22 protein-coding genes, 1 tRNA gene and 1 pseudogene are annotated in these 24,297 nt (G+C 70.0%); 15 read left to right on the top strand and 9 right to left on the bottom strand.

The window, feature by feature from the left end; translation table 11 throughout:
- Positions 1 to 167: 167 nt before the first annotated feature.
- A complete protein-coding gene (locus LWJ43_RS19155) occupies positions 168 to 689 on the top strand; it encodes a YwqJ-related putative deaminase (protein ID WP_277333455.1) in 522 nt (173 codons plus the stop codon).
- 10 nt (positions 690 to 699) lie between these two features.
- Positions 700 to 1,218, top strand: a complete 519-nt coding sequence (locus tag LWJ43_RS19150; RefSeq protein WP_277333454.1) for an SUKH-3 domain-containing protein — start codon at positions 700 to 702, stop codon at positions 1,216 to 1,218.
- Between the two features lie 42 nt (positions 1,219 to 1,260).
- Here the strand turns inward: LWJ43_RS19150 and LWJ43_RS19145 are convergent, their stop codons facing one another.
- Positions 1,261 to 2,574, bottom strand: coding sequence for a sensor histidine kinase (locus tag LWJ43_RS19145; RefSeq protein WP_277333453.1), 1,314 nt, complete (start codon positions 2,572 to 2,574; stop codon positions 1,261 to 1,263).
- Between the two features lie 266 nt (positions 2,575 to 2,840).
- Between LWJ43_RS19145 and LWJ43_RS19140 the strand changes: the two genes are divergently transcribed.
- From LWJ43_RS19140 to LWJ43_RS19115, 6 genes are all read left to right on the top strand, one after another.
- Positions 2,841 to 2,912, top strand: a tRNA-Gln gene (locus tag LWJ43_RS19140).
- Between the two features lie 108 nt (positions 2,913 to 3,020).
- Complete coding sequence (gene glmU, locus LWJ43_RS19135) at positions 3,021 to 4,469, top strand: bifunctional UDP-N-acetylglucosamine diphosphorylase/glucosamine-1-phosphate N-acetyltransferase GlmU (protein WP_277333452.1); 1,449 nt, start codon at positions 3,021 to 3,023, stop codon at positions 4,467 to 4,469.
- A 119-nt stretch (positions 4,470 to 4,588) separates the two neighbouring features.
- Positions 4,589 to 5,566, top strand: coding sequence for a ribose-phosphate diphosphokinase (locus LWJ43_RS19130; RefSeq protein ID WP_014155809.1), 978 nt, complete (start codon positions 4,589 to 4,591; stop codon positions 5,564 to 5,566).
- A gap of 232 nt (positions 5,567 to 5,798) precedes the next feature.
- The gene (locus tag LWJ43_RS19125; RefSeq protein ID WP_277333451.1) at positions 5,799 to 6,386 is read left to right on the top strand and encodes a 50S ribosomal protein L25/general stress protein Ctc; all 588 of its coding nucleotides are present in this window, start codon (positions 5,799 to 5,801) and stop codon (positions 6,384 to 6,386) included.
- Between the two features lie 124 nt (positions 6,387 to 6,510).
- Positions 6,511 to 7,104, top strand: coding sequence for an aminoacyl-tRNA hydrolase (gene pth, locus LWJ43_RS19120; protein ID WP_277333450.1), 594 nt, complete (start codon positions 6,511 to 6,513; stop codon positions 7,102 to 7,104).
- Between the two features lie 74 nt (positions 7,105 to 7,178).
- The gene (locus LWJ43_RS19115) at positions 7,179 to 7,649 is read left to right on the top strand and encodes a hypothetical protein (RefSeq protein ID WP_277333449.1); all 471 of its coding nucleotides are present in this window, start codon (positions 7,179 to 7,181) and stop codon (positions 7,647 to 7,649) included.
- Positions 7,650 to 7,683: 34 nt separating this feature from the next.
- On the opposite strand, the gene ppc is transcribed toward LWJ43_RS19115, so the two are convergent.
- Positions 7,684 to 10,413: a phosphoenolpyruvate carboxylase gene (gene ppc / locus LWJ43_RS19110; RefSeq protein WP_277333448.1), complete on the bottom strand. Its 2,730-nt coding sequence runs from the start codon at positions 10,411 to 10,413 to the stop codon at positions 7,684 to 7,686.
- A gap of 328 nt (positions 10,414 to 10,741) precedes the next feature.
- Between ppc and LWJ43_RS19105 the strand changes: the two genes are divergently transcribed.
- The 3 genes from LWJ43_RS19105 to LWJ43_RS19095 all read left to right on the top strand — a co-directional run bounded on the left by LWJ43_RS19105 (position 10,742) and on the right by LWJ43_RS19095 (position 13,117).
- Entirely contained in the window at positions 10,742 to 11,728 is a 987-nt protein-coding gene (locus LWJ43_RS19105; RefSeq protein ID WP_277333447.1) for an acyl-CoA desaturase, read from the top strand.
- The gene (locus LWJ43_RS19100; RefSeq protein WP_277333446.1) at positions 11,725 to 12,411 is read left to right on the top strand and encodes a TetR/AcrR family transcriptional regulator; all 687 of its coding nucleotides are present in this window, start codon (positions 11,725 to 11,727) and stop codon (positions 12,409 to 12,411) included. Before LWJ43_RS19105 ends, LWJ43_RS19100 begins: the two co-directional genes overlap by 4 nt.
- A 103-nt stretch (positions 12,412 to 12,514) precedes the next feature.
- Positions 12,515 to 13,117: a Uma2 family endonuclease gene (locus LWJ43_RS19095; protein ID WP_277335932.1), complete on the top strand. Its 603-nt coding sequence runs from the start codon at positions 12,515 to 12,517 to the stop codon at positions 13,115 to 13,117.
- Positions 13,118 to 13,134: 17 nt separating this feature from the next.
- Here LWJ43_RS19095 and LWJ43_RS19090 read toward each other — a convergent pair whose 3' ends face one another.
- Complete coding sequence (locus tag LWJ43_RS19090; RefSeq protein ID WP_277333445.1) at positions 13,135 to 13,932, bottom strand: trans-aconitate 2-methyltransferase; 798 nt, start codon at positions 13,930 to 13,932, stop codon at positions 13,135 to 13,137.
- Positions 13,933 to 14,019: 87 nt separating this feature from the next.
- On the opposite strand from LWJ43_RS19090, the gene LWJ43_RS19085 reads away from it, so the two are divergent.
- Complete coding sequence (locus LWJ43_RS19085; protein WP_014155800.1) at positions 14,020 to 14,517, top strand: MarR family winged helix-turn-helix transcriptional regulator; 498 nt, start codon at positions 14,020 to 14,022, stop codon at positions 14,515 to 14,517.
- On the opposite strand, the gene LWJ43_RS19080 is transcribed toward LWJ43_RS19085, so the two are convergent.
- The gene (locus tag LWJ43_RS19080) at positions 14,476 to 15,282 is read right to left on the bottom strand and encodes a response regulator transcription factor (RefSeq protein ID WP_277333444.1); all 807 of its coding nucleotides are present in this window, start codon (positions 15,280 to 15,282) and stop codon (positions 14,476 to 14,478) included. The two genes, LWJ43_RS19085 and LWJ43_RS19080, sit on opposite strands and share 42 nt — an antisense overlap.
- A gap of 270 nt (positions 15,283 to 15,552) precedes the next feature.
- Between LWJ43_RS19080 and LWJ43_RS19075 the strand changes: the two are divergent.
- Positions 15,553 to 15,990 (top strand): annotated as a pseudogene (locus tag LWJ43_RS19075) (GNAT family N-acetyltransferase); the annotation flags it as partial.
- On the opposite strand, the gene galK reads toward LWJ43_RS19075, so the two are convergent.
- From galK to galT, 3 genes are read right to left on the bottom strand one after another with little or no spacing between them, the layout of a single operon-like run.
- Positions 15,980 to 17,155: a galactokinase gene (gene galK, locus LWJ43_RS19070; protein WP_277333443.1), complete on the bottom strand. Its 1,176-nt coding sequence runs from the start codon at positions 17,153 to 17,155 to the stop codon at positions 15,980 to 15,982. The pseudogene LWJ43_RS19075 and the gene galK sit on opposite strands and share 11 nt — an antisense overlap.
- Positions 17,152 to 18,132 (bottom strand): UDP-glucose 4-epimerase GalE, encoded by a 981-nt coding sequence (gene galE / locus LWJ43_RS19065; RefSeq protein ID WP_277333442.1) that lies wholly within the window; start codon positions 18,130 to 18,132, stop codon positions 17,152 to 17,154. The genes galK and galE overlap by 4 nt, the downstream gene beginning before the upstream one ends.
- Positions 18,129 to 19,172, bottom strand: coding sequence for a galactose-1-phosphate uridylyltransferase (gene galT / locus LWJ43_RS19060; protein WP_277333441.1), 1,044 nt, complete (start codon positions 19,170 to 19,172; stop codon positions 18,129 to 18,131). The genes galE and galT overlap by 4 nt, the downstream gene beginning before the upstream one ends.
- Before the next feature lie 238 nt (positions 19,173 to 19,410).
- Between galT and LWJ43_RS19055 the strand changes: the two genes are divergently transcribed.
- Both LWJ43_RS19055 and LWJ43_RS19050 read left to right on the top strand, forming a co-directional pair.
- On the top strand, positions 19,411 to 21,081 hold the full coding sequence (locus LWJ43_RS19055) for a sodium:solute symporter family protein (RefSeq protein WP_277333440.1): 1,671 nt from the start codon (positions 19,411 to 19,413) through the stop codon (positions 21,079 to 21,081).
- Positions 21,082 to 21,096: 15 nt separating this feature from the next.
- A complete protein-coding gene (locus tag LWJ43_RS19050; RefSeq protein ID WP_277333439.1) occupies positions 21,097 to 21,384 on the top strand; it encodes a hypothetical protein in 288 nt (95 codons plus the stop codon).
- A gap of 36 nt (positions 21,385 to 21,420) precedes the next feature.
- Here the strand turns inward: LWJ43_RS19050 and LWJ43_RS19045 are convergent, their stop codons facing one another.
- Both LWJ43_RS19045 and LWJ43_RS19040 read right to left on the bottom strand, forming a co-directional pair.
- Positions 21,421 to 22,116, bottom strand: a complete 696-nt coding sequence (locus tag LWJ43_RS19045; protein WP_277333438.1) for a helix-turn-helix transcriptional regulator — start codon at positions 22,114 to 22,116, stop codon at positions 21,421 to 21,423.
- Positions 22,117 to 22,361: 245 nt separating this feature from the next.
- Positions 22,362 to 24,284: an outer membrane protein assembly factor BamB family protein gene (locus LWJ43_RS19040; protein WP_277333437.1), complete on the bottom strand. Its 1,923-nt coding sequence runs from the start codon at positions 24,282 to 24,284 to the stop codon at positions 22,362 to 22,364.
- Positions 24,285 to 24,297: the final 13 nt, after the last annotated feature.

Below are 24,297 nucleotides of genomic sequence, written 5' to 3'. Positions count from 1 at the left end.
GCACCCCCACTCACCGAACGTCACCACCGCGTGACGGACACGCCACAACCGGACCCCCGCCCCGCGACACGCAGACACGTTTCACCCACCCAGCTTCCCCACCACCCTGCATATTTGGCAGGCTGTCCCCCGCAACTCGGGGGATTGCAGGGAGGGACGACAGCACCATGCACTCAGCACAAACAGTCACATCCGGAGACCCGCGTCTCAGTTGGAGCACCACCGAGCCCAACCGCGCACCCCACCTCCAGCACCGCCGCGACGGCATCCTGCCCGCGGTGGCCGCAGCCCTGTCCGTACGCGGGGAGACACTCACCTGCACCGCGGGCAAGGGCGACCAGCCACCCGTCCTCCACCCACTCGTACAGGACTTCCTCGACACCCTCACCAGCAACCAGCGCGAACGCTTCACCGGACGCTGCCCCGAAGCCATACTCCTGTCACGCCAGCTCACCGCCGCCGACGACAGCCGATCCAAACGGGCCCAGCGCAAACCCCTCACCAACGGAGAAGCCCGCCGCGCACTCAAACACGCGCGCCTCACCGCCCGCCGCATCCGCGAGGACGGCGACCCCCTCCACGGCAGCTACGCACCCCCCTGCCGCTCCTGCACGGTGATGCTCGCCCACTTCGGCGTACGCCCCGTCGACCTCACCACGAGTGCGGCGACCACCGCCGAGAAGGGCTGAACCCACCGCCATGCACGACCGGACCGACGTACCCGGCCAGCAGAGCCGCACCTCCACCACCCGATTCCCCGCCGCCGTCGAAGCCGCACTCCGCGACGCCGGATGGCAACCCGGCCGCTGGGACATCCGCCAGGCCGAGGAATGGGCGGACGCCCTGCGCTCCCACGCCTCCCCCGCCGGACACCAGCACGCCGTCTTCCCCGCGGCCGTCGAAGCCTGGGCCGAATTCGGCGGCCTCCGCATCACCTCCACCGCGCCCGGCCGGCAGATCGCCACCGCCACCCTGCGCGTCGACCCGCTCAGCGGACTCCACCTGGCACGCACCCTCGGCGACCTCGGACGCGCACTCGAGACCGAGGTCGCACCCCTCGGCGAAGAGGGCGACGGACAGGCGGTCCTCGCCATCGACAGCGAAGGCCGCGTCTACTCCATCGACCACACCGGCGACTGGTACCTCGGCTCCGACATCGACCGCGCCCTGGAAACCCTCATGACCGGCGTCCAGCCCGCACGCCTCACCTCCGGCTGAGGCTCCGGCACGCCACCCCGGCGCCCGGCCGGCCGAGCACCCTCACGCCTCCCCGGCGTCCGGCAGCACCGCCGACACCCGGAAACCCCCCGCGTCCGTCGGCCCCGACACGAACACACCCCCGAGCCCCAGCACCCGCTCCCGCATCCCCACCAGACCGTTGCCCCCGCTCGGCAGCCCCGCATCCGCCGTCACACCGTCCGTAGGACCGTTCTCCACCTGCATCGCCACCTCGGCACCCCGATGCGCGAGCCGCACCCACGTCTTCGCACCCGCCGCATGCTTGTGCACGTTCGTCAACGCCTCCTGCACCACCCGGTACGCCGTCTGCTCCACCTCCGGCGCATACGGACGCAGCTCCCCCTCCACCGACAGCTCCACCGTCATCCCCGCCTCACGCGACTGCGCCACCAGCGCATCCACCTCGCACAGCCGCGGACCGTCCTCCACCACCACGGCGGCCACAGCGGCCACCCGCCCCACCGAAGCCAACGGCACCCGCCCCGCCTGCGGAACCACCGACGCGTCCCCGCTCCGCAACACCCCGAGCATCTCCCGCAACTCCGTCAACGCCTGCCGCCCCATGTCCCCGACCAACGCCGCGTTACGCACCGCCTTCACCGGATCCTTCGGAGCCACCGCCTGCAACGCCGCCGCGTGCACCACCATCAGACTCACCCGGTGCGCCACCACGTCATGCATCTCCCGGGCGATCCGCGTCCGCTCCTCCGTACGCGCCCACTCCGCCCGCTCCTCCGCCCGGTCCGCCAGCAGCGACAGCTCCCGCTCCAGCGAGTCCGCACGCTCCCTCAGGCTCTCCATCAGCCTGCGCCGCGCCCCGATGTACAGACCGAACAGCACCGAGGGCGCCGTCAGCCCCAGCGACATGAACAGCGACACCACCGGGACATACCAGACACCCGGCCCGAAATCCACATCGGCGTCCACGCTCTGCCGCAGCCGCACGTACGACACGATGAACGTGCCGACGAGCGTCATCCCCGTCAGGACCACCGTGATCCTGCGCGGCACCTCCGAGGCCGCCAGGGTGTACAGCCCTACGATCCCCATCAGGAAGCCCATCTCGGCCGGCGTCGTCGCTATCGACACCAGCACCACCGCGATCGGCCAGCGCCTGCGCAGCACCAGCACGGACCCCGCGAACAGCCCGAAGAGAACCGCCAGCGGCACCGGCAGCCCGGTGTCCCCGGCGAACTCCACCCCCTCCAGCGCACACTCCAGCGCCGAAACCAGCGCCAGCCCCACGTCCAGGGCGACACTGCGCCGCCGCTCCCACCACCAGTGGCCGCGGGTGGTCGGACCCGCCGCTTCCCGGTCTGCCCCCGTTGCGGTCATGGCATCCAGCCTACGGGCGGCCGCATCTCTTTTTCCGGAGACTCCGTCAGCACGGAAAGTGACCGGTCGCGCCACAGAACGAGGCAGATCGCACGATCCGTCGAACCGAGCGCCCTTTCGACCCGGACGTCCGCATTCCGGACGACGCCGTCCGCGTCCGGTCATCTACGTGCCCAAGAGTGCAGAGCTCTACCGTCGCATGGAAGGCGCTTGGTACGGCATAGTGTTGGGTGTCAATCGAGCAGACTGAAAAATGTCCGCTTTGGTCCCCCATGGTGTAATTGGCAGCACAGTAGCTTTTGGTGCTATTTGTCCGGGTTCAAGTCCTGGTGGGGGAGCTTCATGTGCGGGCCCCGACCTCACCGGTCGGGGCCCGCGCTCGTTTCGGGCATATACGCCCCCGGTATCCTGCGGGTGTCCACCACCCGAAGCCGAAGGGCACATCCGTGAGCGCCACAAGCCCGGCAGCCGTCGTCGTCCTCGCAGCGGGTGAGGGCACCCGCATGAAGTCGAAGACACCCAAGGTCCTGCACGAGATCTCCGGGCGTTCGCTCGTCGGACATGTCGTCGCCGCCTCCCGCGAGCTCGACCCCCAGCACCTCGTCGTGGTCGTCGGCCACGCCGGCGAGCAGGTCACCGCGCACCTGGCCGCCGGGGAGACCTCGGTGCGCACCGCCTTCCAGGCCGAGCAGAACGGCACCGGCCACGCGGTCCGGATGGGCCTGGAGGAGCTCGGCGGCACCGTCGAGGGCACCGTCGTCGTCGTGTGCGGCGACACCCCGCTGCTCTCCGGCGAGACCCTCTCCGCGCTCGCCGCGACCCACGCCGCCGACGCGAACGCCGTCACCGTGCTGACCGCCGAGGTGCCGGACTCGACCGGCTACGGCCGGATCGTCCGCGACGCGGCCACCGGGGCGGTCACCGGGATCGTCGAGCACAAGGACGCCACCGACGCGCAGCGCGCGATCCGGGAGATCAACTCCGGTGTCTTCGCCTTCGACGGCCGCCTGCTGAGCGACGCGCTCGGCAAGGTGCGCACGGACAACAGCCAGGGCGAGGAGTACCTCACGGACGTGCTGTCGATCCTGCGTGAGGCCGGGCACCGCGTGGGGGCGTCGGTGGCCGGCGACCACCGCGAGATCCTCGGCATCAACAACCGGCTCCAGCTGGCCGAGGCCAGGCGGCTGCTCAACGAGCGCCTCCTGGAGCGCGCGATGCTGGCGGGCGTGACCGTCGTGGACCCGGCGTCCACGCTGATCGACGTGACGGTGACGTACGAACGCGACGCGATCGTGCACCCGGGTACGCAGCTGCTGGGGTCGACGCACCTCGCGGAGGACGCCGAGGTGGGCCCGAACTCGCGGCTGAAGGACACCGTCGTCCACGCGGGCGCGCGGGTGGACAACACGGTCTCGGACGGCGCCGAGGTGGGCCCGGGGGCGACGGTCGGCCCGTTCGCCTATCTGCGGCCCGGTACGCGCATGGGCGCGAAGTCCAAGGCGGGTACGTACGTCGAGATGAAGAACGCGACGATCGGCGAGGGCACGAAGGTGCCGCACCTGAGTTATGTCGGGGACGCGACCATCGGCGACCACACCAACATCGGTGCCGCGAGCGTGTTCGTGAACTACGACGGGGTGGCCAAGCACCACACGACGATCGGGTCCCACTGCCGGACCGGGTCGGACAATATGTTTGTGGCGCCTGTCACGGTCGGGGACGGCGTCTACACCGCCGCGGGTTCGGTCATCACCAAGGACGTGCCGTCCGGTTCACTGGCCGTGGCCCGGGGCCAGCAGCGGAATATCGAGGGCTGGGTCGCACGGAAGCGCCCCGGGAGCGCGGCGGCTCAGGCAGCTCAGGCGGCCACGTCGGGGTCCGACGGCGAAAGCTGACCGGAAACGAGTGCGCCAAAGGCGGCGTACCGTGATAGATGCTCACCCATTTCGGCTGGCTCGTCGCACTTCGGGACCCATGCGCGCGGTGCCAGATACACGTCTGAGGAGACTGTGCTGTGACCGGGATCAAGACGACCGGCGAGAAGAAACTGATGCTCTTCTCCGGCCGCGCCCACCCCGAGCTGGCCGAGGAGGTCGCACACCAGTTGGGTGTCGGTCTCGTGCCGACGAAGGCCTTCGATTTCGCCAACGGTGAGATCTACGTCCGCTTCCAGGAGTCCGCCCGTGGCGCCGACTGCTTCCTGATCCAGAGCCACACGGCTCCGATCAACAAGTGGATCATGGAGCAGCTGATCATGCTGGACGCGCTGAAGCGTGCGTCGGCGCGGTCGGTGACGGTGATCGTCCCGTTCTACGGCTATGCCCGTCAGGACAAGAAGCACCGTGGTCGTGAGCCGATCTCGGCCCGTCTGGTGGCGGACCTGATGAAGACGGCGGGTGCGGACCGTGTCCTCACCGTCGATCTGCACACGGACCAGATCCAGGGCTTCTTCGACGGCCCGGTGGACCACCTGTTCGCGCTGCCGATCCTGGCGGACTACGTGGGTGCGAAGGTGGACCGGTCGAAGCTGACGATCGTGTCTCCGGACGCCGGCCGTGTGCGGGTCGCGGACCGCTGGTGCGACCGTCTGGACGCGCCGCTGGCGATCGTCCACAAGCGGCGTGACAAGGACGTGCCGAACCAGGTGAGCGTCCACGAGGTCGTCGGTAACGTCGAGGGCCGGGTGTGTGTGCTGGTCGACGACATGATCGACACGGGTGGCACGATCTGCGCCGCCGCGGACGCCCTGTTCGCGCACGGTGCCGAGGACGTCATAGTGACGGCGACGCACGGGGTGCTATCCGGCCCGGCCGCGGACCGGCTGAAGAACTCGAAGGTGAGCGAGTTCGTGTTCACGGACACGCTGCCGACGCCGGGTGAGCTGGAGATCGACAAGATCACGGTGCTCTCGATCGCTCCGACGATCGCGCGTGCGGTGCGTGAGGTGTTCGAGGACGGTTCGGTGACGAGCCTCTTCGAGGAGCAGGGCTGATCACCTTCGGGTGACCTCTTTCCGGAGCGTGGCCTCCGGACGACCGCCTGCGGGTGATCGACTTTGGGTGCGGCCTCCCCGCCGGGTAGACTCAGTGAGTTGCTCGGCGAGGGAGGCCGTTCTCATGCGTGGTCATGGGAATCGGTGGTCCGTTATCGACGCGCTCTTCGTAGCAGGCCTGTCGTGGGCCGGGTGACCATCGGTTTTTTCGTCACCTTACGAGGAGTGCAGCATGGCTGAGATCAAGCTCGACGCAACGGTCCGTACGGAGTTCGGCAAGGGCGCTGCCCGTCGTACCCGTCGCGCCAACCTGGTTCCCGGGGTCGTCTACGGCCACGGTGCTGAGCCGGTCCACATCAACCTGCCGGGCCACGAGCTGCTTCTCGCTCTGCGTACCGCCAACGTCCTGATCGGTCTGGAGATCGACGGCAAGGACGCCCTGGTGATCCCGAAGGCCGTGCAGCGCAACGCCATCAAGGGCAACATCGAGCACGTCGACCTGCTGACCGTGAAGCGCGGCGAGAAGGTCAACGTCGAGATCGCGGTGCACGCCGAGGGCGACCTGGCGCCGGGTGCCAACCTGCTGGAGTACGTGCAGAACACCCTGCTCGTCGAGGCCGAGGCCACCCACATCCCCGAGTCGGTCACGGTCTCCGTCGCCGGTCTGGACGCGGGTGACTCGATCGTCGCCAAGGACATCACGCTGCCCAAGGGCGCCGTGCTGGCCGGTGACGAGGACGCCATCGTGCTGCAGGTCGTCGCCGCGCAGGCCGAGGAGTCCGCGGGCGAGGGCACCGAGACCGAAGGTGCCGAGGCCTGAGCCTCGCCCCACCTGCTTGACTGACGGGGTGGCGGTTCCCTTCCGGGGGTTCCGCCGCCCCGTTTCCCTGTATCGACCGGTATGTACGCACGGTATGTACGCACTGCGAGGAGACCGAGTTCTGATGTCCGACGCCACCGACCCCTGGCTGATCGTGGGCCTCGGCAATCCGGGTCCCGACTACGCGGCGAACCGTCACAACGTGGGCTTCATGGTGGCCGATCTGCTGGCGGAGCGGATGGGCGGGAAGTTCAAGCGGGCGCAGAAGGCGCAGGCGCAGGTGCTGGAGGGGCGGATCGGTCCGCCCGGGCCGCTGAGCCGTCGTGTGGTGCTGGCGAAGCCGATGTCGTACATGAATCTGTCGGGTGGTCCGGTGACGGCTCTGCGGGACTTCTACAAGGTGCCGACGGACCATGTGGTGGCGGTGCACGACGAGCTGGACGTCGATTTCGGGATGCTGCGGCTGAAGCTCGGCGGCGGTGACAACGGGCACAACGGGCTGAAGTCGATGACGAAGGCGATGGGTCCGGACTATCACCGGGTGCGGTTCGGGATCGGCCGGCCGCCGGGACGGATGCAGGTCGCGGACTTCGTGCTGAAGGATTTCTCGTCCGGGGAGCGCAAGGAGCTCGCGTATCTGGTGGACCGGTCGGCGGATGCGGTGGAGTCGTTGCTGGCGGAGGGCCTGGAGCGGGCTCAGTCCGCGTACAACTCCTGACATTCCCGTTGCTTCCCGGGTGTTTTCCGGCCGCAGGTTGACGACGGCAGGGCTCTGCCCAAGGATCTGCCCCCATGAAGCGGAGTTCCTCGCACCGGCTGCTGGCCCATGGCCGTACGTTCGCCGCGGGCTGTGTCGTCCTGTTGTTGCTCGCCGCGGGCGTGTGGTCGTCGTGGGACACCGCGCACCACATCGTTCTGGCGAAGGGCCGTGAGCACGGGACGATGGTGGTGACGTCGTGCGGTGAGGACACCTGCACGGGGTCGTTCTCGCCGAACGCCGATTCGCCGGACCGGACCTCGGTGACCGTGGAGCGGTCGGTCGCGGCGAGGAAGGGGGATCGATTCCCCGTCGTGGTGAAGCCCGGAACCGGGGACGTGGTGCGTACGGGGACGCCGGGGTTCCTGCATTCCTGGGTGCCGTTGGGCGGTGCGCTGGTGCTGGCCGCCCTGGTGATCGGCGGCGGTATGCGGCTGACGCGGACGGCGTGGTGGGCGGGGATCGCGGGTGCGGTCCTGCTGACGGCGACGTTCGTCGCCCTCTGACAGGACCGCACCCGCGCGGTCGTCCCGAGTGGGGTCAGCCGGTGTTGCGGAGGCCGGCGGCGACGCCGTTGACGGTGAGCAGCAGGGCGCGGGCGAGGAGCGGGTCCGCTTCCTCGCCGCGTTCGGCGGCCTGGCGCTGGCGGGCGAGCAGGGACACCTGGAGGTAGGAGATCGGGTCCAGGTAGGCGTCGCGGATGGCGAAGGTCTGCTGGAGCACCGGGTTGCTGTCGAGGAGTTCCTTGCCGCCGGTGACCTTGAGGACTTCCTGCACGGTGAGTGCGTGTTCGGCCTGGATGACGTCGAAGACGTGCTTGAGCTCGTCGGGGACGAGTGTGTCGACGTAGTGGCCGGCGATGCGCAGATCGGTCTTGGCGAGGGTCATCTCGACGTTGGAGAGGAAGTTCTGGAAGAAGTGCCACTGTTCGTGCATTTCGTCCAGGACGGTGTCGAGTCCGGCTTCGCGCAGTGCCTTGAGTCCGGAGCCGACGCCGAACCAGCCGGGGACGATCTGCCGTGACTGGGTCCAGCCGAAGACCCACGGGATGGCGCGGAGGCCGTCGAGCGAGACACCCGAGCCGGGGCGGCGGGAGGGCCGGGAGCCCAGGTGCAGGTCGGCGAGCTGGTCGACCGGGGTGGAGGCGAGGAAGTACGCGGGCAGGTCCGGGTCCTCGACGAGCTTGCGGTAGGCGTCGTGGGCGGCGTCGGAGACGGTGTCCATGGCCGCGTCCCAGCGGGCCAGTGCTTCGTCGGACTGGCGGGGTGCGGTGTGGAGCGCCGAGGCCTGGAGGGTGGCCGCGACGGTCAGCTCCAGGTTCTCCCGGGCGAGGGCGGGGATGAGGTACTTGTCGGAGATGACCTCGCCCTGCTCGGTCACCTTGATCTCGCCCTCGAGGGTGCCCCAGGGCTGCGCGAGGATCGCGTCGTGCGAGGGGCCGCCGCCTCGGCCGACGGTGCCGCCGCGGCCGTGGAAGAGGCGCAGGCGTACGCCGTAGCGGTGGGCCACGTCGCGGAGCCGGCGCTGGGCGCGGTGGATCTCCCACTGGGAGGTGGTGATGCCGCCGAACTTGGAGGAGTCGGAGTAGCCGAGCATGACCTCCTGGACGTCGCCGCGGAGCGATACGAGACGTCGGTAGGAGGGGTCGGCGAGCATCTCGTCGAGGATGACGTCGGCGGCCTTGAGCTCGTCGGTGGTCTCCAGGAGCGGCACGATGCCGATCTTGGCCCAGCCGCCGTGGAGGTCGATGAGTCCGGCCTCGCGGGCGAGGACGGCGGCGGCGAAGACGTCGTCGGCGCCCTGGCACATCGAGATGATGTAGGACTCGATGACTTCGGGGCCGAAGCGCTCGAAGGCCTGGCTGATGGTGTGGAAGACGCCGAGGGTCTTCTCGCCCGCGGCGTCCAGCGGGGCCGGGGTGGGGGCGAGGGGGCGGCGGGAGCGGAGTTCCTTGGCGAGGAGCTTCTGCCGGTAGTCGCGGGGCATGTCGGTGTAGCGCCAGGACTCCTCGCCGAGGCGGTCGAAGAGCTGGCCGAGCGCGTGGTGGTGGGCGTCGGCGTGTTCGCGGACGTCCATGGTGGCGAGCTGGAGGCCGAACGCGGTGAGCGTGCGGATGGTGCGGTCCATGCGGCCGTCGGCGAAGAGTCCGCCGCGGTGTGCGCGCAGGGAGGTCTGGATGAGCGCGAGGTCGGCGATGAGTTCGGCGGTGCCGAGGTAGTCGCAGCCGGGGCGGTGGGGGGTGCCGGAGGCGAGGCGTTCGCGGGTGTTGACGAGCTTCTGGCGGACGCAGGTGGCCTTGAGCCGGTAGGGCTCCTCGGCGTTCAGCCGCTTGTAGCGGGGGCTGATCTCGGGGAGGCGTTCCAGGTCGGTCTGGAGCGAGGTGAGGAGCTCGTCGGTGGCTCCGGTGTAGCGGATGGAGTTGGAGAGCAGTCCGCGCAGCTGGTCGACGAGTTCGAGGGCGTCGGTGATGCCGTGCTCGTGCTGGAGGATGAGCACGTCCCAGGTGACGGTGGGCGTGACGTTGGGGTTGCCGTCGCGGTCGCCTCCGATCCAGGTGCCGAAGGTCAGCGGGCGGGTGCCGGCGGGCAGTTCGACGCCGACGCGCTCCAGCTCTGCGGCCAGGTCCTCCAGGACGTCGCCCACGGCGTTGGCGTGGAGTTCGTCGAGGTAGTAGATGGCGTTGCGCGCCTCGTCGGCGGGCTCCGGGCGGACGACGCGGAGTTCGTCGGTCTGCCAGATGAGGTCGATGTTCTCGGCCAGCCGGATGTCCTGGCGTCGGCGGTCGGCCTCGATGACCGGGGTTTCGAGGAGTTCGGCGATGCGGCGGAGCTTGTTGAGTACGGAGCGCCGTGCGGCCTCGGTGGGGTGTGCGGTGAAGACGGGCCGGACGTTGAGGTTCTTGACCGTCTCGCGCAGGTGGTCGGGGTCGGCGTCCTTGAGGCGGTCGGCGGTGCGGGCGAGGAGCCCGCCCTCGGCGGACCGGCGGTCGCGCATCTCGTGGGCGCGGTGGACCTGCTCGGTGACGTTGGCGAGGTGGAAGTAGGTGGAGAAGGCGCGCACGAGCTGTGCGGCGGTCTCCAGGTCCGTGTCGCCGAGGAGCTCGGCCGCTGCCTCGCCGTCCTCGCGGGTCAGGGCGCGGACGCGTTCGACGAGGTCGAGGAGTTCCTGGCCCTCCTGGCGTACGAGGGTCTCGCCCAGCAGGTCTCCGAGGCGGCGGATGTCGGCCCGCAGTTCGGTGTTGGCGGCAGGGGTCTGGTCGGCACTGCTCACAGTGTGCGGCTCCTTGCAGTGGTTGAGCACGTCTGTCAGGGGAGGCCGGGGCGCTCGCGGTGCTGACGGGGCACCCCGGGTGTGCAGAGTGCGGACCGCGCTGTCCGACGCACCCAGGATAGGTGTCCGGCCGTCCGGCGTGCTCGCTGCCCTGCGGGGTGGCCCGGATCGGGGCGCCCGAAGGGTGGGGTGCCTCGCCGCACAAGGGTGGTCGCGGCGGTGGTCTCGTGTCGTGAGCCTCTTCGCTGCCATACTTACGTTTCCGTAGGTTACGGAAGCGTAGCCCACTCATACCGTCATATTTCCTCACCTCACAGGGGACTCCCCAATGCCCACCAGCCCCGAAGTGATCGACGACGGCCTGCCCGCGGCGGCAGGCGGCCCAGCAGCCCCCTCGGCCACGCTGGGCGGCGACAAGAAGCGTTCGGTCGAGCAGATCGCGCTGCTGCTGTTCATCGTGGTGCCGTTCGCGGCCCTGGTCGCGGCGGTGCCGCTGGCCTGGGGCCGCGGTGTCAGCTGGCTCGACCTGGGTCTTCTGGTGGTCATGTACTACTGGGGCTGCCACGGCGTGACGATCGGGTTCCACCGCTACTTCACGCACGGCTCGTTCAAGGCGAACCGTGCGCTGCGCGTCACCCTGGCCGTCGCGGGTTCGATGGCGGTGGAGGGCCCGCTGGTGCGCTGGGTGGCCGACCACCGCAAGCACCACCGCTTCTCCGACGCCGAGGGCGACCCGCACTCGCCGTGGCGGTTCGGCGAGAACCTCCCGGCGCTGATGAAGGGCCTGTGGTGGGCCCACATCGGCTGGATGTTCAACGAGGAGCAGACGCCGCAGCAGAAGTACGCCCCCGACCTGGTCAGGGACCCGGCGATCCGCGCGATCTCGCGTCACTTCCTCAGCTTCACGGTCCTCTCACTGGCGATCCCTCCCCTGGTCGGCGGCCTGGTCACCATGTCGTGGTGGGGTGCGTTCACCGCCTTCTTCTGGGGTTCCCTGGTCCGTGTCGCGCTGCTGCACCACGTGACGTGGTCGATCAACTCGATCTGTCACGCGGTCGGCAAGCGGCCCTTCAAGTCACGTGACCGCTCCGGGAACGTGTGGTGGCTGGCCGTGCTCTCGTGCGGCGAGTCCTGGCACAACCTGCACCACGCGGACCCGACGAGCGCGCGTCATGGAGTGATGAGGGGGCAGATCGATTCCAGCGCCCGGCTGATCCGCTGGTTCGAGAAGCTGGGCTGGGCGCACGACGTCCGGTGGCCCGACGCCTCACGTATCGCCTCCCGGCGCAAGCCCGCGGCCGCCGACCCGGCATGATTGACGACGTGGCGACCGACGGAAGCACAAGCGGCGAGAAGAGCGTGCCTGCCCCCACCCGACGGGTCCGGCGGGTCCGCATGACGGGCAAGGAGCGCCGCGAGCAACTCCTGGACATCGGGCGCGCCCTGTTCGCCGACAAGGGCTTCGAGGGCACCTCGGTGGAGGAGATCGCGGCGCGCGCCGGAGTCTCCAAGCCGGTGGTGTACGAGCACTTCGGCGGCAAGGAGGGCCTGTACGCCGTCGTGGTCGACCGCGAGATGCGCCAGCTGCTGGACCTGGTGACGGGCGCGCTCACCGCGGGGCATCCGCGTGAGCTGCTGGAGCAGGCCGCGTTCGCGCTGCTCGACTACATCGACACGTACACCGACGGTTTCCGGATCCTCGTCCGCGACTCCCCGGTCGCACAGTCCACGGGCACCTTCGCGTCGCTGATCAGCGACATCGCCACGCAGGTCGAGGACATCCTGGGCCTGGAGTTCAAGGCCCGGGGCTTCGACCCGAAGCTGGCCCCGCTGTACGCCCAGGCCCTGGTCGGGATGGTGGCGCTGACCGGCCAGTGGTGGCTGGACGTACGGAAGCCGAAGAAGGCCGAGGTCGCCGCCCATCTCGTGAATCTGGCGTGGCACGGGCTGGAGAACCTGGAGTCGAAGCCTCGGCTGATAGGCCACCGTAAGAACTGAGCCCGGTCGCGGTGCGCACGCGATCACTCGTTGTGATGACGCGGCCGCGGACCGGACCCTACTGTGGTGGAGCAGGACCAGAATCCCGTCCATGGGAGGAATCATGACCGCCGAGCCGATCGCCGGGCACAGCAGCCGCTGGCCGGTGCCCCCGCAGGACGGATACACCGTGGACGACCTGTTCACGCTGCCCGATCTCCCGCCGCACACGGAATTGCTCGACGGGAGCCTGGTTTTTGTGAGTCCGCAGCGCATCTTTCACAGCCGGATGATCGACCTGCTGACGTACGGGTTGCGCAGCAGTGCGCCACGCGACTTGAAGATCGTCAGGGAGATGACCGTCGTCCTCGACCGGCGCAACGCCCCCGAGCCGGATGTCTGCGTCGTGCGGGCCGAGGCGGTCACGGGGCGGGAGCTGACCCGTTTCGAGGCGGCCGACGTGCTCCTCGCCGTCGAGGTGGTCTCCCCCGACTCCGAGGCCCGTGACCGTGACACCAAGCCGCAGAAGTACGCCGCGGCGGGCATCTTGAACTTCTGGCTGGTCGAGATGGCCGGGAGCGACCGGCATCCGGTGGTGCGGGTCTACGAGCTGGACCCCGTGAACAAGGCGTACGCCCTGACGGGCATCCACCACGACCGGCTGAAGACCGGGGTCCCGTTCCCCGTCGACCTCGACATCTCGCCGGAGGCGCTCGACGCGCTCTGAGCGCGCGGCGGCCGAGGTCACCCGGCGGTGCGGGTGACGGCGAAGATCCGGCGGAACGGGAACACCGTGCCGTGCGGGCCCGCCGGGTAGGCGGTGCGCAGCAGGTCGCGGTACTCGGCGAGGAAGGCGTCGCGGGCCTCGGGGTCGTCGGCGAGGGCGTCGAGGAGGGGGCGCAGGCCGGTGCCCTTGACCCAGTCGAGGACGGGGTCCTCGCCCTTCAGGAGGTGCAGGTAGGTGGTCTCCCAGACGTCGGCGGTGCGTCCGGGCGCGGTGAGCTGCTCCAGGTAGTGCGCCGGGGTGTGTACGGCGTCTGCGTGGCGCAGGAGGCCGGCGAGGCGGTCGTGCCAGCGGGGGGATTCGGCGAGTTCCCGCATGAGGGTGTGGCTGGGGGCGTCGAAGTTGCCGGGGACCTGGAAGGCGAGGGTGCCGCCGGGGGTGAGCGCGTCCAGCCAGTGGGGGAAGCGGGCGGTGTGGCCGGGGACCCACTGGAGGAGGGCGTTGGAGACGATGAGGTCGTAGGTCTCGGTGGGCGTCCAGGTGCCGGCGTCGGCCTCGGCGAAGTCGAGGAGGGGGCCTGCGTGGGTGCGGGCCCGTTCGAGCATGTGGGGTGAGCTGTCGTATCCCGTGATGCGGGCGGCGGGCCAGCGGTCACCGAGGAGCGTGGTGACGTTCCCGGCGCCGCAGCCGAGGTCGGCGATGCGGGGGGCCGGTTCGTGGGGCAGGGGCCCGATGTGGGCCAGGAGGTCGCGGAAGGGCCGGGTGCGGTGGTCGGCGTGGCGGAGGTACTGCTGGGGGTCCCAGGTCGGTGCGGTCATGGGCCAGAATCATCACGAGTATCTCTTGATGTCAAGACACTTGAATTCAAGAGACTTCATGTCGAGGGACCCTCTACACTGATCGACATGGAGGACGAGGTCGACCGACTGGTCGCTGCATGGCGCCGCGAGCGCCCTGACCTCGACGTGGAACCACTCGAGGTCCTGAGCCGCGTCTCCCGCCTGGCCCGGCACCTGGACAGGGCCCGCAGGATCGCCTTCGCCGAGCACCAGCTGGAGCCCTGGGAATTCGACGTCCTGACGTCGCTGCGCCGCGCCGGAGCGCCGTACCAGCTCTCCCCCGGCCAGTTGCTCACGCAGACGCTGGTCACCTCGGGCACGATGACCAACCGCATCGACCGTCTGACGAAGAAGAACCTGGTTGAACGGCTGCCCGACCCGAACGACCGCCGCGGCGTCCTGGTCCGGCTGACCGACCTGGGCCGCGACAAGGCCGACCAGTCGCTGGCCGGGCTGCTCGACCAGGAGCGCGCCATCCTGGGCGAGCTCTCCCGCCGGCAGCGGGCCGAACTCGCCGGACTGCTACGCCAGCTGACCGCCCCGTTCGACAACGTCCCCGGTTAGCGAGGCGGGGCCCACCCCGGCCCGACGGGCCAGCGCCACGGCGGCCAGGGTCGAGTGCACGCCCAGCTTCCCCAGCACGTTCTGCATGTGCGTGCGCACCGTGTGCGGCGACAGGAACAGCCGCTCCGCGACCGCCTTGCGGCCCAGACCCGCCACCATGCAGCGCAGGACCTCACGCTCGCGGGGCGTCAGCGACTCGACGAGCTGCTCGCTCTCGGTGCGGTGCTTGCGCGCCGCCGTCAGCTCCCGCAGGACACCCGTCAGCAGGGCGGCCGGCAGATGCGTCTCGTCGCGCAGCACACCCCGTATGACGGTCAGCAGACGCTGCAGCGAACAGTCCTTGGCCACCCAGCCCGACGCCCCGGCCTGCAGGGCGGCCGCGGCCCTGCGCGGATCGTCCCTCTCGGCGAGCACCACCGTCCGGATGTGCGGCTGCCCCGAACGCACCCCGGCCACCAGCGAGATGCCGTCGACGAGGCCGGCCACGGGGCCGACGGCCGGTGCGCCGTCCGGAGCGCCGCGCGGCGCGGGAACGGTACGGGCGCCGGAAGGGGCGAGGACACCCAGATCGGCGTCGACCAGCATCACGTCGTAGCGGCGTCCCTCCGCGGCCGCACGCTCCAGACACCGCAGCGCGGCCGGGCCGCTGCCCGCGGCGGACACGTCGACGTCCGGTTCGGCCGCGAGCGCGGCGGCGAGGGACTCGGCAAAGATGCGGTGGTCGTCGACCACCAGAACCCGGATACGCGCCACAGACACCCCCATGCTGTGTGAACTCCTGGGGCACCCCGTGCGTGACCGGCCCCGGCGGGGACGGACCGCGGCGGACACGACCCCCGGAGCGCTCCGGTGAACCGCCGGCGCACGGCCGCCGCCGTGTGCCGGCCGCCACCCGCCCCGGGCGTCGTGTCCGACTGTCTCGTCCCCTGAAACGGCACCGGCCCCCACCGGTGCTGAGCATCAGCGTACGGCGGGCGGTGGGCGCCGGAAGGGGATTCGCGGAACTGACCACCCATCGTGTTTAGGGTGTTGTTCATGTTCCGTCTTGAGACCGAAGTGGACAAGGAACGTCGTATTCTGCTGGGCCGTCGACTGCACGCCGACAACTGGGACGGTTCACCGGAGCTGCGCGCCCTGCACTCCACCTCCGCCGGGCACGAAGTCCCGCTGGACGTCTGGCTCCTGGACGACGCGGGCGGGCTGGCCGGCGGCCTGAGCGGACGGACCTGGGCGTACTGGCTCCATGTGGACCTGCTCTGGGTCGACGGCCGCCACCGCGGGCTCGGCCTCGGCGCGCGGCTGCTCGCCGAGGCGGAGCGCCTCGCCCGCGAGGACCGGGCCTGTACCCGCTCCCGGCTGGAGACCTGGGGGTTCCAGGCCCCGGACTTCTACCGGAAGCAGGGGTACGAGGTGGTCGGCGAGGTGGAGGACTACCCGCCCGGCGTCGCGGAGTTCATCCTGGTCAAGCAGCTGGAGCGACCCGCCGGGCCCCGGCGGAGGGAACCGCGGGGAAGACTCCTGGGGCGGCGTGACCGGCCGCGCCGAAGGCCTCCGTGACGGCCTTGGCGACGGTGTCGGCCATGGCCTCCTCCACGAGTACGACCGCCGAGCCGCCGAAGCCGCCCCCGGTCATCCGTGCCCCGAGCGCCCCGGCCGCGTTCGCCGCGGAGACCACGAGGTCCAGTTCCGGGCAGGAGACCCGCAGGTCGTCGCGCAGCGATGCGTGCCCCTCGTTGAGGACCGGGCCCGCCGCGCGCACGTCGCCCCCGTCGAGCAGGGCGATGACCTGCTCCACCCGGTGGTTGTCGCTCACCACGTGGCGGACGTAACGCACGACCGACTCGTCCTCGCCGGCCGCCACGAGTGTCTCCAGGGCCGTTCCCAGGTCCTCGTACGGAAGGTCGCGCAGCATGTCGATGCCGAGTGCCCGGGCCCCCGCCTCGCAGCCGGCCCGGCGCTCCGCGTACGCGCCGTCGCCGAGGGCGTGCTTGACCCGGGTGTCGACGACGAGCAGCCGCAGCCCGTGCGCGGCGAGGTCGAAGGGGACCTGGCGCTGGGTGAGGTCGCGGGTGTCGAGGTACAGGGCGTGGCCCTCGGTGCAGCACGCCGAGGCCATCTGGTCCATGACGCCGCAGGGAACGCCGACGAAGTCGTTCTCGGCGCGCTGGCCGAGCACGGCGACCTCCGGGGCGCTGAGCCCCAGCTCGAAGAGGTCGTTCAAAGCGAGCGCGGTGACGACCTCCAGGGCGGCCGAGGAGGAGAGGCCGGCGCCGACGGGCACGGTGGAGGTGAGCTGGATGTCCGCGCCGGTGACCTGGTGGCCGGCCTCGCGGAGCGCCCAGACGACACCCGCGGGGTAGGCGGCCCAGCCGTGGCCGGAGTGCGGGGCGAGCTCGTCCACGCGCAGGGAGACGACCCCGCCCGGTACGTCGGTGGAGTGCAGGCGCAGCTGTCCGTCCGTGCGGCGGGCGACGGCCGCGCGGGCGTGGTGCGGGAGGGCGAGCGGCATGACGAAGCCGCCGTTGAAGTCGGTGTACTCACCGATCAGGTTCACCCGCCCGGGTGCCGCCCATATCCCCTCGGGGGCGGCCCCGTACAGCTCGGTGAAGGAGGCGGTCAGCTCGGCGTTGTCGGTCATGGTGCGGTGGGTTCCTCTCGGCGGGCGAACGTCCACGCGTCGGCGACGATGGCGGCCAGGTCGGCGCGCGACGGCTGCCAGCCGAGCCGCTTCCTGGCGGAGGCGGCGGAGGCGACGAGGACGGCCGGGTCGCCCCCGCGCCGGGGTGCGGCGGTCTCGGGGACAGGGTGGCCGGTGACCTGGCGGACGGTCTCGATGACCTCGCGCACGGAGAAGCCGTTGCCGTTGCCGAGGTTGCAGATGAGGTGCTCGCCGGCGGTGGCCGCCTCCAGGGCGAGCAGGTGGGCCTCGGCGAGGTCGGCGACGTGGATGTAGTCGCGTACGCAGGTGCCGTCCGGGGTCGGGTAGTCGTCGCCGTAGACGGAGATCGACTCGCGCTGCCCGAGGGCGACCTGGAGGACCAGGGGGATGAGGTGCGACTCGGGGCTGTGGCGCTCGCCGCAGCTGCCGTAGGCGCCGGCGACGTTGAAGTACCGCAGGGAGACGGCGGCCAGTCCGTGGGCGGTCGCCTCGCCGCTGATCATGTGGTCGACGGCGAGCTTGGAGGCGCCGTAGGGGCTGGTGGGGGCGGTGGGGTCGGTCTCCGTGATGGGGCTGGAGACCGGCTCGCCGTAGGTCGCGGCGGTGGAGGAGAACACCAGGGTCCGCACGCCCGCGTCGCGCATGGCGGCGAGCAGGGCGGTGGTGCCGCCGACGTTGTTGACCCAGTACTTCTCGGGGTCGGCGACGGACTCTCCGACCTGGGAGAACGCGGCGAAGTGCAGCACGCCGTCGTAGGACGCGTCCAGCCACTCGGCGGCGTCCTGGATACGGCCCTCGATGAACTCGGCGCCCTCGGGGACGCCCTCACGGAAGCCGGTCGACAGGTCGTCGAGGACGGTCACGCGGTGACCGGCCTCCAGCAGGTGTGCGGCGACGACGCTGCCGACGTATCCCGCGCCACCCGTCACCAGGTACTTCTTGGCGGTGTTGCTCACTCGCTCGCTACCTCTCGCAGTCGCTGGGCCGCGGCCTCCGGCGGCACGTCGTTGATGAACACTCCCATGCCGGACTCGGAGCCCGCGAGGAACTTCAGCTTGCCGGTGGTCCGCCTGATGGTGAACAACTCGAGGTGCAGCGCGAACTCCTCACGGCCGGGCACCCTGAAGGGGGCCTGGTGCCACGCGGAGATGTACGGGGTCGGCGGCTGGCCGGGGCCGAAGATCCGGTCGAATCGCCTCAAGAGTTCCAGATAGACCTGTGGAAACTCCGTGCGCGCGGCCTCGTCGAGTTCCCGCAGGTCGGGGACGCGGCGGCGCGGGTGGAGGTGGACCTCGTAGGGCCAGTGCGCGGCGTACGGCACGAAGGCGACCCAGTGCTCGGTCTCCAGGACCACGCGTTCCCCGTCGGCCAGTTCCCGGGCGACGACGTCGTCGAAGAGGTTCCGGCCGGTCCCGGCGCGGTGGGTCTCCATCGAGCGGAGCATCTGCTCGGTTCGCGGGGTGACGAAGGGGTAGCCGTAGATCTGTCCGTGCGGGTGGCCGAGGGTGACGCCGATCTCGGCGCCCCGGTTCTCGAAGCAGAACACCTGGGCGACCTGCGGGAGCTCGGCGAGGTCGGCCGTCCGGTCGGTCCAGGCCTCCAGGACCAGGGCCGCCTGGTCCTCGGTGAGGCCGGCGAAAGACACGTCGTGGTCGGAGGTGAAGCAGACGACCTCGCAGCGGCCGGAGTCACCGGCGAGGGAGGGGAAGCGGTTCTCGAAGACGGCGACGTCGTAGTCCGTGTCGGGGATCTCGCTCTGACGGCCCTCGCGTGAGGGGCAGAGCGGGCACTCGTCGGCCGGCGGGTGGTAGGTGCGTCCCTGCCGGTGCGAGGCGATGGCCACCGAGTCGCCGAGCAGGGGGTCGCGGCGGATCTCCGAGGACGTCGAGACGGCATCCAGCGGCCGGGGGTCGACGGCGTCGCGGACGGTGTCGTCCGCGGAGTCGTAGTAGATCAGCTCGCGGCCGTCGGCGAGGGTCGTAACCGTCTTCTTCACCAGGCTCCTCCATGTGAGGCCCTCTAAACAGAACCGCACATAACAAATCACAAGTAAACACAGCGCGTCAATGCCACTGAGTCCTGTGGGGAGCTCGCACCCACAGTCGGCCAGATCAGGACATTTCAACTCGCCCGATCACGATCAAACAAAGAACGCCACTGGAACTGTTCAGTTTCTGAACACAAAGGCGTAGGTTCCCTCGGGTTCAGTTCGCGCAACGAAGCGAGTACCCCCCATGCAATATCTGGCCGAAGGGCTCCGGCTCCCCACGAACGGGCTCGATTACACAATTCTGGCGATCTACTTCGTCGTGGTGCTCGGCATCGGCTTCGCCGCCCGGGCCAGCGTGAAGACGAGCCTCGACTTCTTCCTCTCCGGACGTTCGCTGCCCGCCTGGGTGACCGGCCTGGCCTTCGTCGCGGCGAATCTCGGTGCCACCGAGATCCTCGGCATGGCAGCCACGGGCGCGCAGTACGGCGTCGCGGTCGTGCACTGGTACTGGATCGGCGCCATCCCCGCCATGGTCTTCCTCGGCCTGGTGATGATGCCCTTCTACTACCGGTCGAAGGTCCGCTCCGTGCCGGAGTTCCTGCTCCAGCGCTTCGACAGGTCGGCGCACCTGCTGAGTTCCATACTCTTCGCCTTCGCGGCGATCCTGATCGCGGGCGTGAACCTCTACGCCCTGTCGATCGTCGTGGAGGCGCTGCTGGGCTGGGAGCGCTGGGTCGCGATCGTCGTCGCCGGCGTGTTCGTCCTGCTCTACATCACGATCGGCGGACTCTCCTCCGCGATCTACAACGAGGTGCTGCAGTTCTTCGTCATCCTCGCCGCGCTGATCCCCCTCACCATCCTGGGCCTCAAGCGCGTCGGCGGCTGGGACGGCCTCAGCGGCTCGCTGGAGAAGCAGCACGGCGCGGACTTCATGTCCGCCTGGGGCGGTACCGGCATCGGTGACGCCAACCCGCTCGGGGCGAACTGGCTGACGATCATCCTCGGCCTCGGCTTCGTGCTCTCCTTCGGCTACTGGACCACCAACTTCGCCGAGGTGCAGCGCGCCCTGTCCGCGAAGAACCTCTCGGCCGCCAAGCGCACCCCGCTGATCGCCGCCTTCCCGAAGATCTTCATCGTCTTCGCGGTGATGATCCCGGGCCTGGTCGCCGCCGTCGTCGTCCCGAACATCGGGTCGAAGGAATCCGGCCTCACGTACAACGACGCCATCCCGCTGCTGATGCGGGAACTGCTCCCCAACGGCGTGCTCGGTATCGCGGTGACCGGTCTGCTGGCCGCGTTCATGGCCGGTATGGCGGCCAACGTGTCGTCGTTCAACACGGTGTTCACCACGGACATCTGGCAGCGGTACGTGAAGAAGGACCAGTCCGACGAGTACTACCTGCGCTTCGGCCGGTTGATCACCGCGGTGGGTGTGCTGGCCTCGATCGGCACGGCGTTCATCGCCGCCAGCTTCTCCAACATCATGACGTACCTGCAGACGCTGTTCTCGTTCTTCAACGTCCCGATGTTCGTCGTCTTCATCATCGGCATGTTCTGGAAGCGCGCCTCGATGAAGTCGGGTGTCTGGGGCCTCGTCGCGGGTACCACGGCCGCGATGGTGAACTACTTCGTCTTCTACGAGCAGGGCATCATCGACATCCCGTCCGACCAGGGCGCCAACTTCGTCTCCGCCATCGTCGGATTCGTGGCCGGCGCGGTCGTCATGGTCGCCGTCACCCTGTTCACCGCGCCCAAGCCCGACGCCGAACTGGCCGGTCTGGTCTACGGGACGGAGTCCCCGGACGCCGACGAGGCTCCGGAGGAGGGCGACAGCGCCTGGTACCGCAAGCCCGCACTGCTCGGCTGGGGCGCCATCGTCCTCGCCGCCCTCTGCTACCTGCCCTACTCGCTCTGATCGGAGGCACTCACCATGTCCGACCTGCACAAGGAAGTCTCCGAACTGGAGCGCACGTCCGCGACCGCGGCCAGGCTCTTCGACATCCGGCGGATCATCGGCGGTCTCTTCGTGGTCTACGGAGTGATCGTCACCATCGCCGGCATCGACCCGTCCGAAGCCGACCTGAAGAAGGCCGAGGGCGTCCACATCAACCTGTGGACCGGCCTGGCCATGCTGGCGCTCGGGCTCTTCTTCCTGATCTGGATGAAGCTGCGCCCGGTCCAGGTACCCCAGGAGACCCCCGGCACGCCGGAGAGCTGACCGGCACCGCCCCGCGGGGGCCGGACGATCACGCGTTCACGCGAGGCCGTCCGGCCCCCGCGGTGTTCCCGCCGCCGCCCGGTCGAGCAGCCCCGTACGCGCGGCGAGTGCGGCGGCCTCCAGCCGGGAGCCGACGCCCAGCTTCATCAGCACCCGCTGCACATGCGTGCGCGCGGTGCTCGGCGCGATTCCCATGCGGGCCGCGATCAGCCGCGTGTCATCCCCTTCGGCGACCCTGACCAGCACCTCGACCTCACGCGGGGTCAGCATCCGCAGCAGCCGCTGCCCTTCGTCGTCCGGCTGGACCGCCGGATGCAGCAACTCGGCGAACGCGCCCCGCAACAGCTGCGGGGCGACCGCGACATCTCCCGCGCGGGCCTTGATCATGGCCCGCTCCACGCCCTCTATGCGTTCGTCGTGGCGGACGTACCCGGCCGCTCCCGCGGCGAAGGCGGCGGCGATCCCGCGCGGGCTCGGAACCGGGCCGAGCACCACCACGGCCACCTGGGGACGCTCCCGTCCGATCCTCGTGATCGGGTCGAACGCCCCGGGTTCGGCGGGCGCGGCCGTGCCGAACAGGCAGACCTCCGGCGCCCTGCTGACGACCAGTTCCGCGGCCCCGGACGTCGGCGCGGCCGCCGCGAGCACCCGGTGTCCGCGCAATTTCAGTGCCGAGGCGAGTGCCTCGGCGAGCAGACGGTGGTCATCGACCACCATGAGCCGCACGCCCATCGGAAAAGCCCCCATGTGTACAGCGCTGTACCGCTGCGTAACCCTGAACAGGCCCCCCGGCCCCTCTGACCCGGCAAGCTACACGCTTGTTCGACGCCACGCGCCCATTACCGGGCAGGAGCCCCCCGGAATGCCGAATTCTGCGTCGTTCAGGACCGGATGCGCGTCGGAAAACGACCGGCCCTGCCGGTCGGTGATCAACCGGCAGGGCCGTTGCGGAAGGCCCGGGAGGCGGGCCGGGCGGGTCAGCCGGTCCTGAAGGAGACGACGAGGTACTGCTTGTCGTCCAGCGAACTGGACTTGCTGGGCTCACTGACCATCTTCTCGGAGATGAACAGCCGCCCCTTCTCGTAGATGAACTCGGCGTAGTCCACGGAGAAGCTGGTCTCCGCGTCGCGCACCGTCTCGTCGTCCGGGTTGACCATCAGCACGGTCTCCTTGAACGTGGAGCCGTCGATGGACACGATCTGGCCGCCCTTGTCGTACGGCGGCCGCTTGTACGCGATGACGTTGGAACCGTCCATGCGCAGCGGGGTCAGCGTGTAGCGGTCACCCGCGTCCGCCCTGCCGCCGACGAGCTTGCCGGTGGTGAGGTCGAAGGCGACGATCTCGTTGGTGTCGCCGTACTCGCCGCCGCCCTCGTGCTCCTCGGTCGGCACGTAGATCCGGTTGTTGCCGACGGCCACGGAGCCGCACTGCTCGACCTCGGTGGAGCCGCACTCCGCGGCGTACTTGTCCGCGTCGGCCGAGATCCGGACAATGAGCTTGCCGGTGGCCGCGTCGATGGAGAAGAAGTCCGAGATGCTGCTGCCGTCACCGGCGGTGTCACCGACATCGGCCGCCACGACGAGCGGCTTGGTGGAGACGATGCTCGCGTACTCGACGCCGGGCGGCATGGCGTAGGAGAAGAGCGGCGCGCCGGTGGACGGGTCGAGCGCCTGGATGGTCAGCTGCGGGTCGTCGTAGCTGCCGCACTTGCGGACCACGGCGAGGGCCTCGCCACCGCCGTAACCCATGTCGTAGCAGTTGTTGGTGTCGGTCTTGGGCTTCCAGAGCTCGGCGCCGTCGGCGAGGTTGAACGCGGCGCCGCCGCTGGTGCCGCCCGCGGCGACGGTGGTGCCGCTGAGCGTGACCTCGCCGAACCTGACGGGCTCGTCACCGCTGGACGGCGACGTGACGGACTTGCTCCACATGAGCTTGCCGGTGGCGAGGTCGAGTGCTCCGACCTGGTTGCAGGAGGGGTACTTGTCCGCGGCGCTCGGCTTGCCCTCCTGGAACGCGATGGCCGTCTTGTAGTCCTTGCTCATGTGCCGAGACGCGGCGCAGACCTGACCCTTGAGCGGGATGGACCAGATCTTGGTGCCCTTGTCGAGGTCGTAACCGACGACCTCGTAGACGCCGGTCTTCACGTAGACCTTGTCCGTGGCCCAGGACCCGTCGACGGCCGTGGTGTCGGTGACCTTCGGGTGGGGCAGCTTGAAGCCGACCTCGGCCTTGGTGTCGGACGGGGCCTTCTCCGTGCCGCCGGCCAGGCCGTCGCCCTCGCCGCCCTTGCCCTCGCCGCCGTTCGTGCCGGCCGAGGTCACGTCGTCCTGCTTGCCGCCTTCGTCACCGCTGCTGGATGCGTAGAAGACTCCGCCGCCGACGATCAGTACGACGGCGACGGCCGCGGCGACGATGATCTGCATCTGGGTGGTGAACTTCTTGCCGCCGCCGGGCTGCTGGGGTGCGCCGTACTGCGGCTGCATCGGTGCGGTCGGGTAGCCGTGCACCTGCTGCGGGGACATGCCGGGCTGTCCGGGCGGCGGCCCCTGCGGGAAGCCGTAGCCGGGCTGGGTCGGCGGCTGGCCTGGGGGCGGCCCCTGCGGGAAGCCGTAGCCGGGCTGGGTCGGCGGCTGGCCTGGGGGCGGGGCCTGGGGGTACCCGTACGCCGGGGTCTGCGGGGTCCCGTAACCACCTGCCGGCGGGGGCGGCGGAGAGCCGTATCCACCGGCGGGCGGGGGCGGCGGGCTGCCGTAGCCGCCTGCGGGCGGGGTGGGCGGCGCGGCCGGGGGCTGCTTGGCGAGCGGGTCGGCGGGCGGCGGGGTGGGTGCGCCGAATCCGCCGGGCGGCGGGTCCTGCGGGGGGCCGAATCCGCCCTGGGGCGGTTCGTTGGGCGGCTGGGTCATGGCGTACGTACCT

This window comes from Streptomyces sp. JH34 (assembly GCF_029428875.1).
In the GTDB taxonomy this organism is placed as follows: Bacteria; Actinomycetota; Actinomycetes; order Streptomycetales; family Streptomycetaceae; genus Streptomyces.
This window is presented reverse-complemented; position numbering and strand designations above follow the sequence as displayed.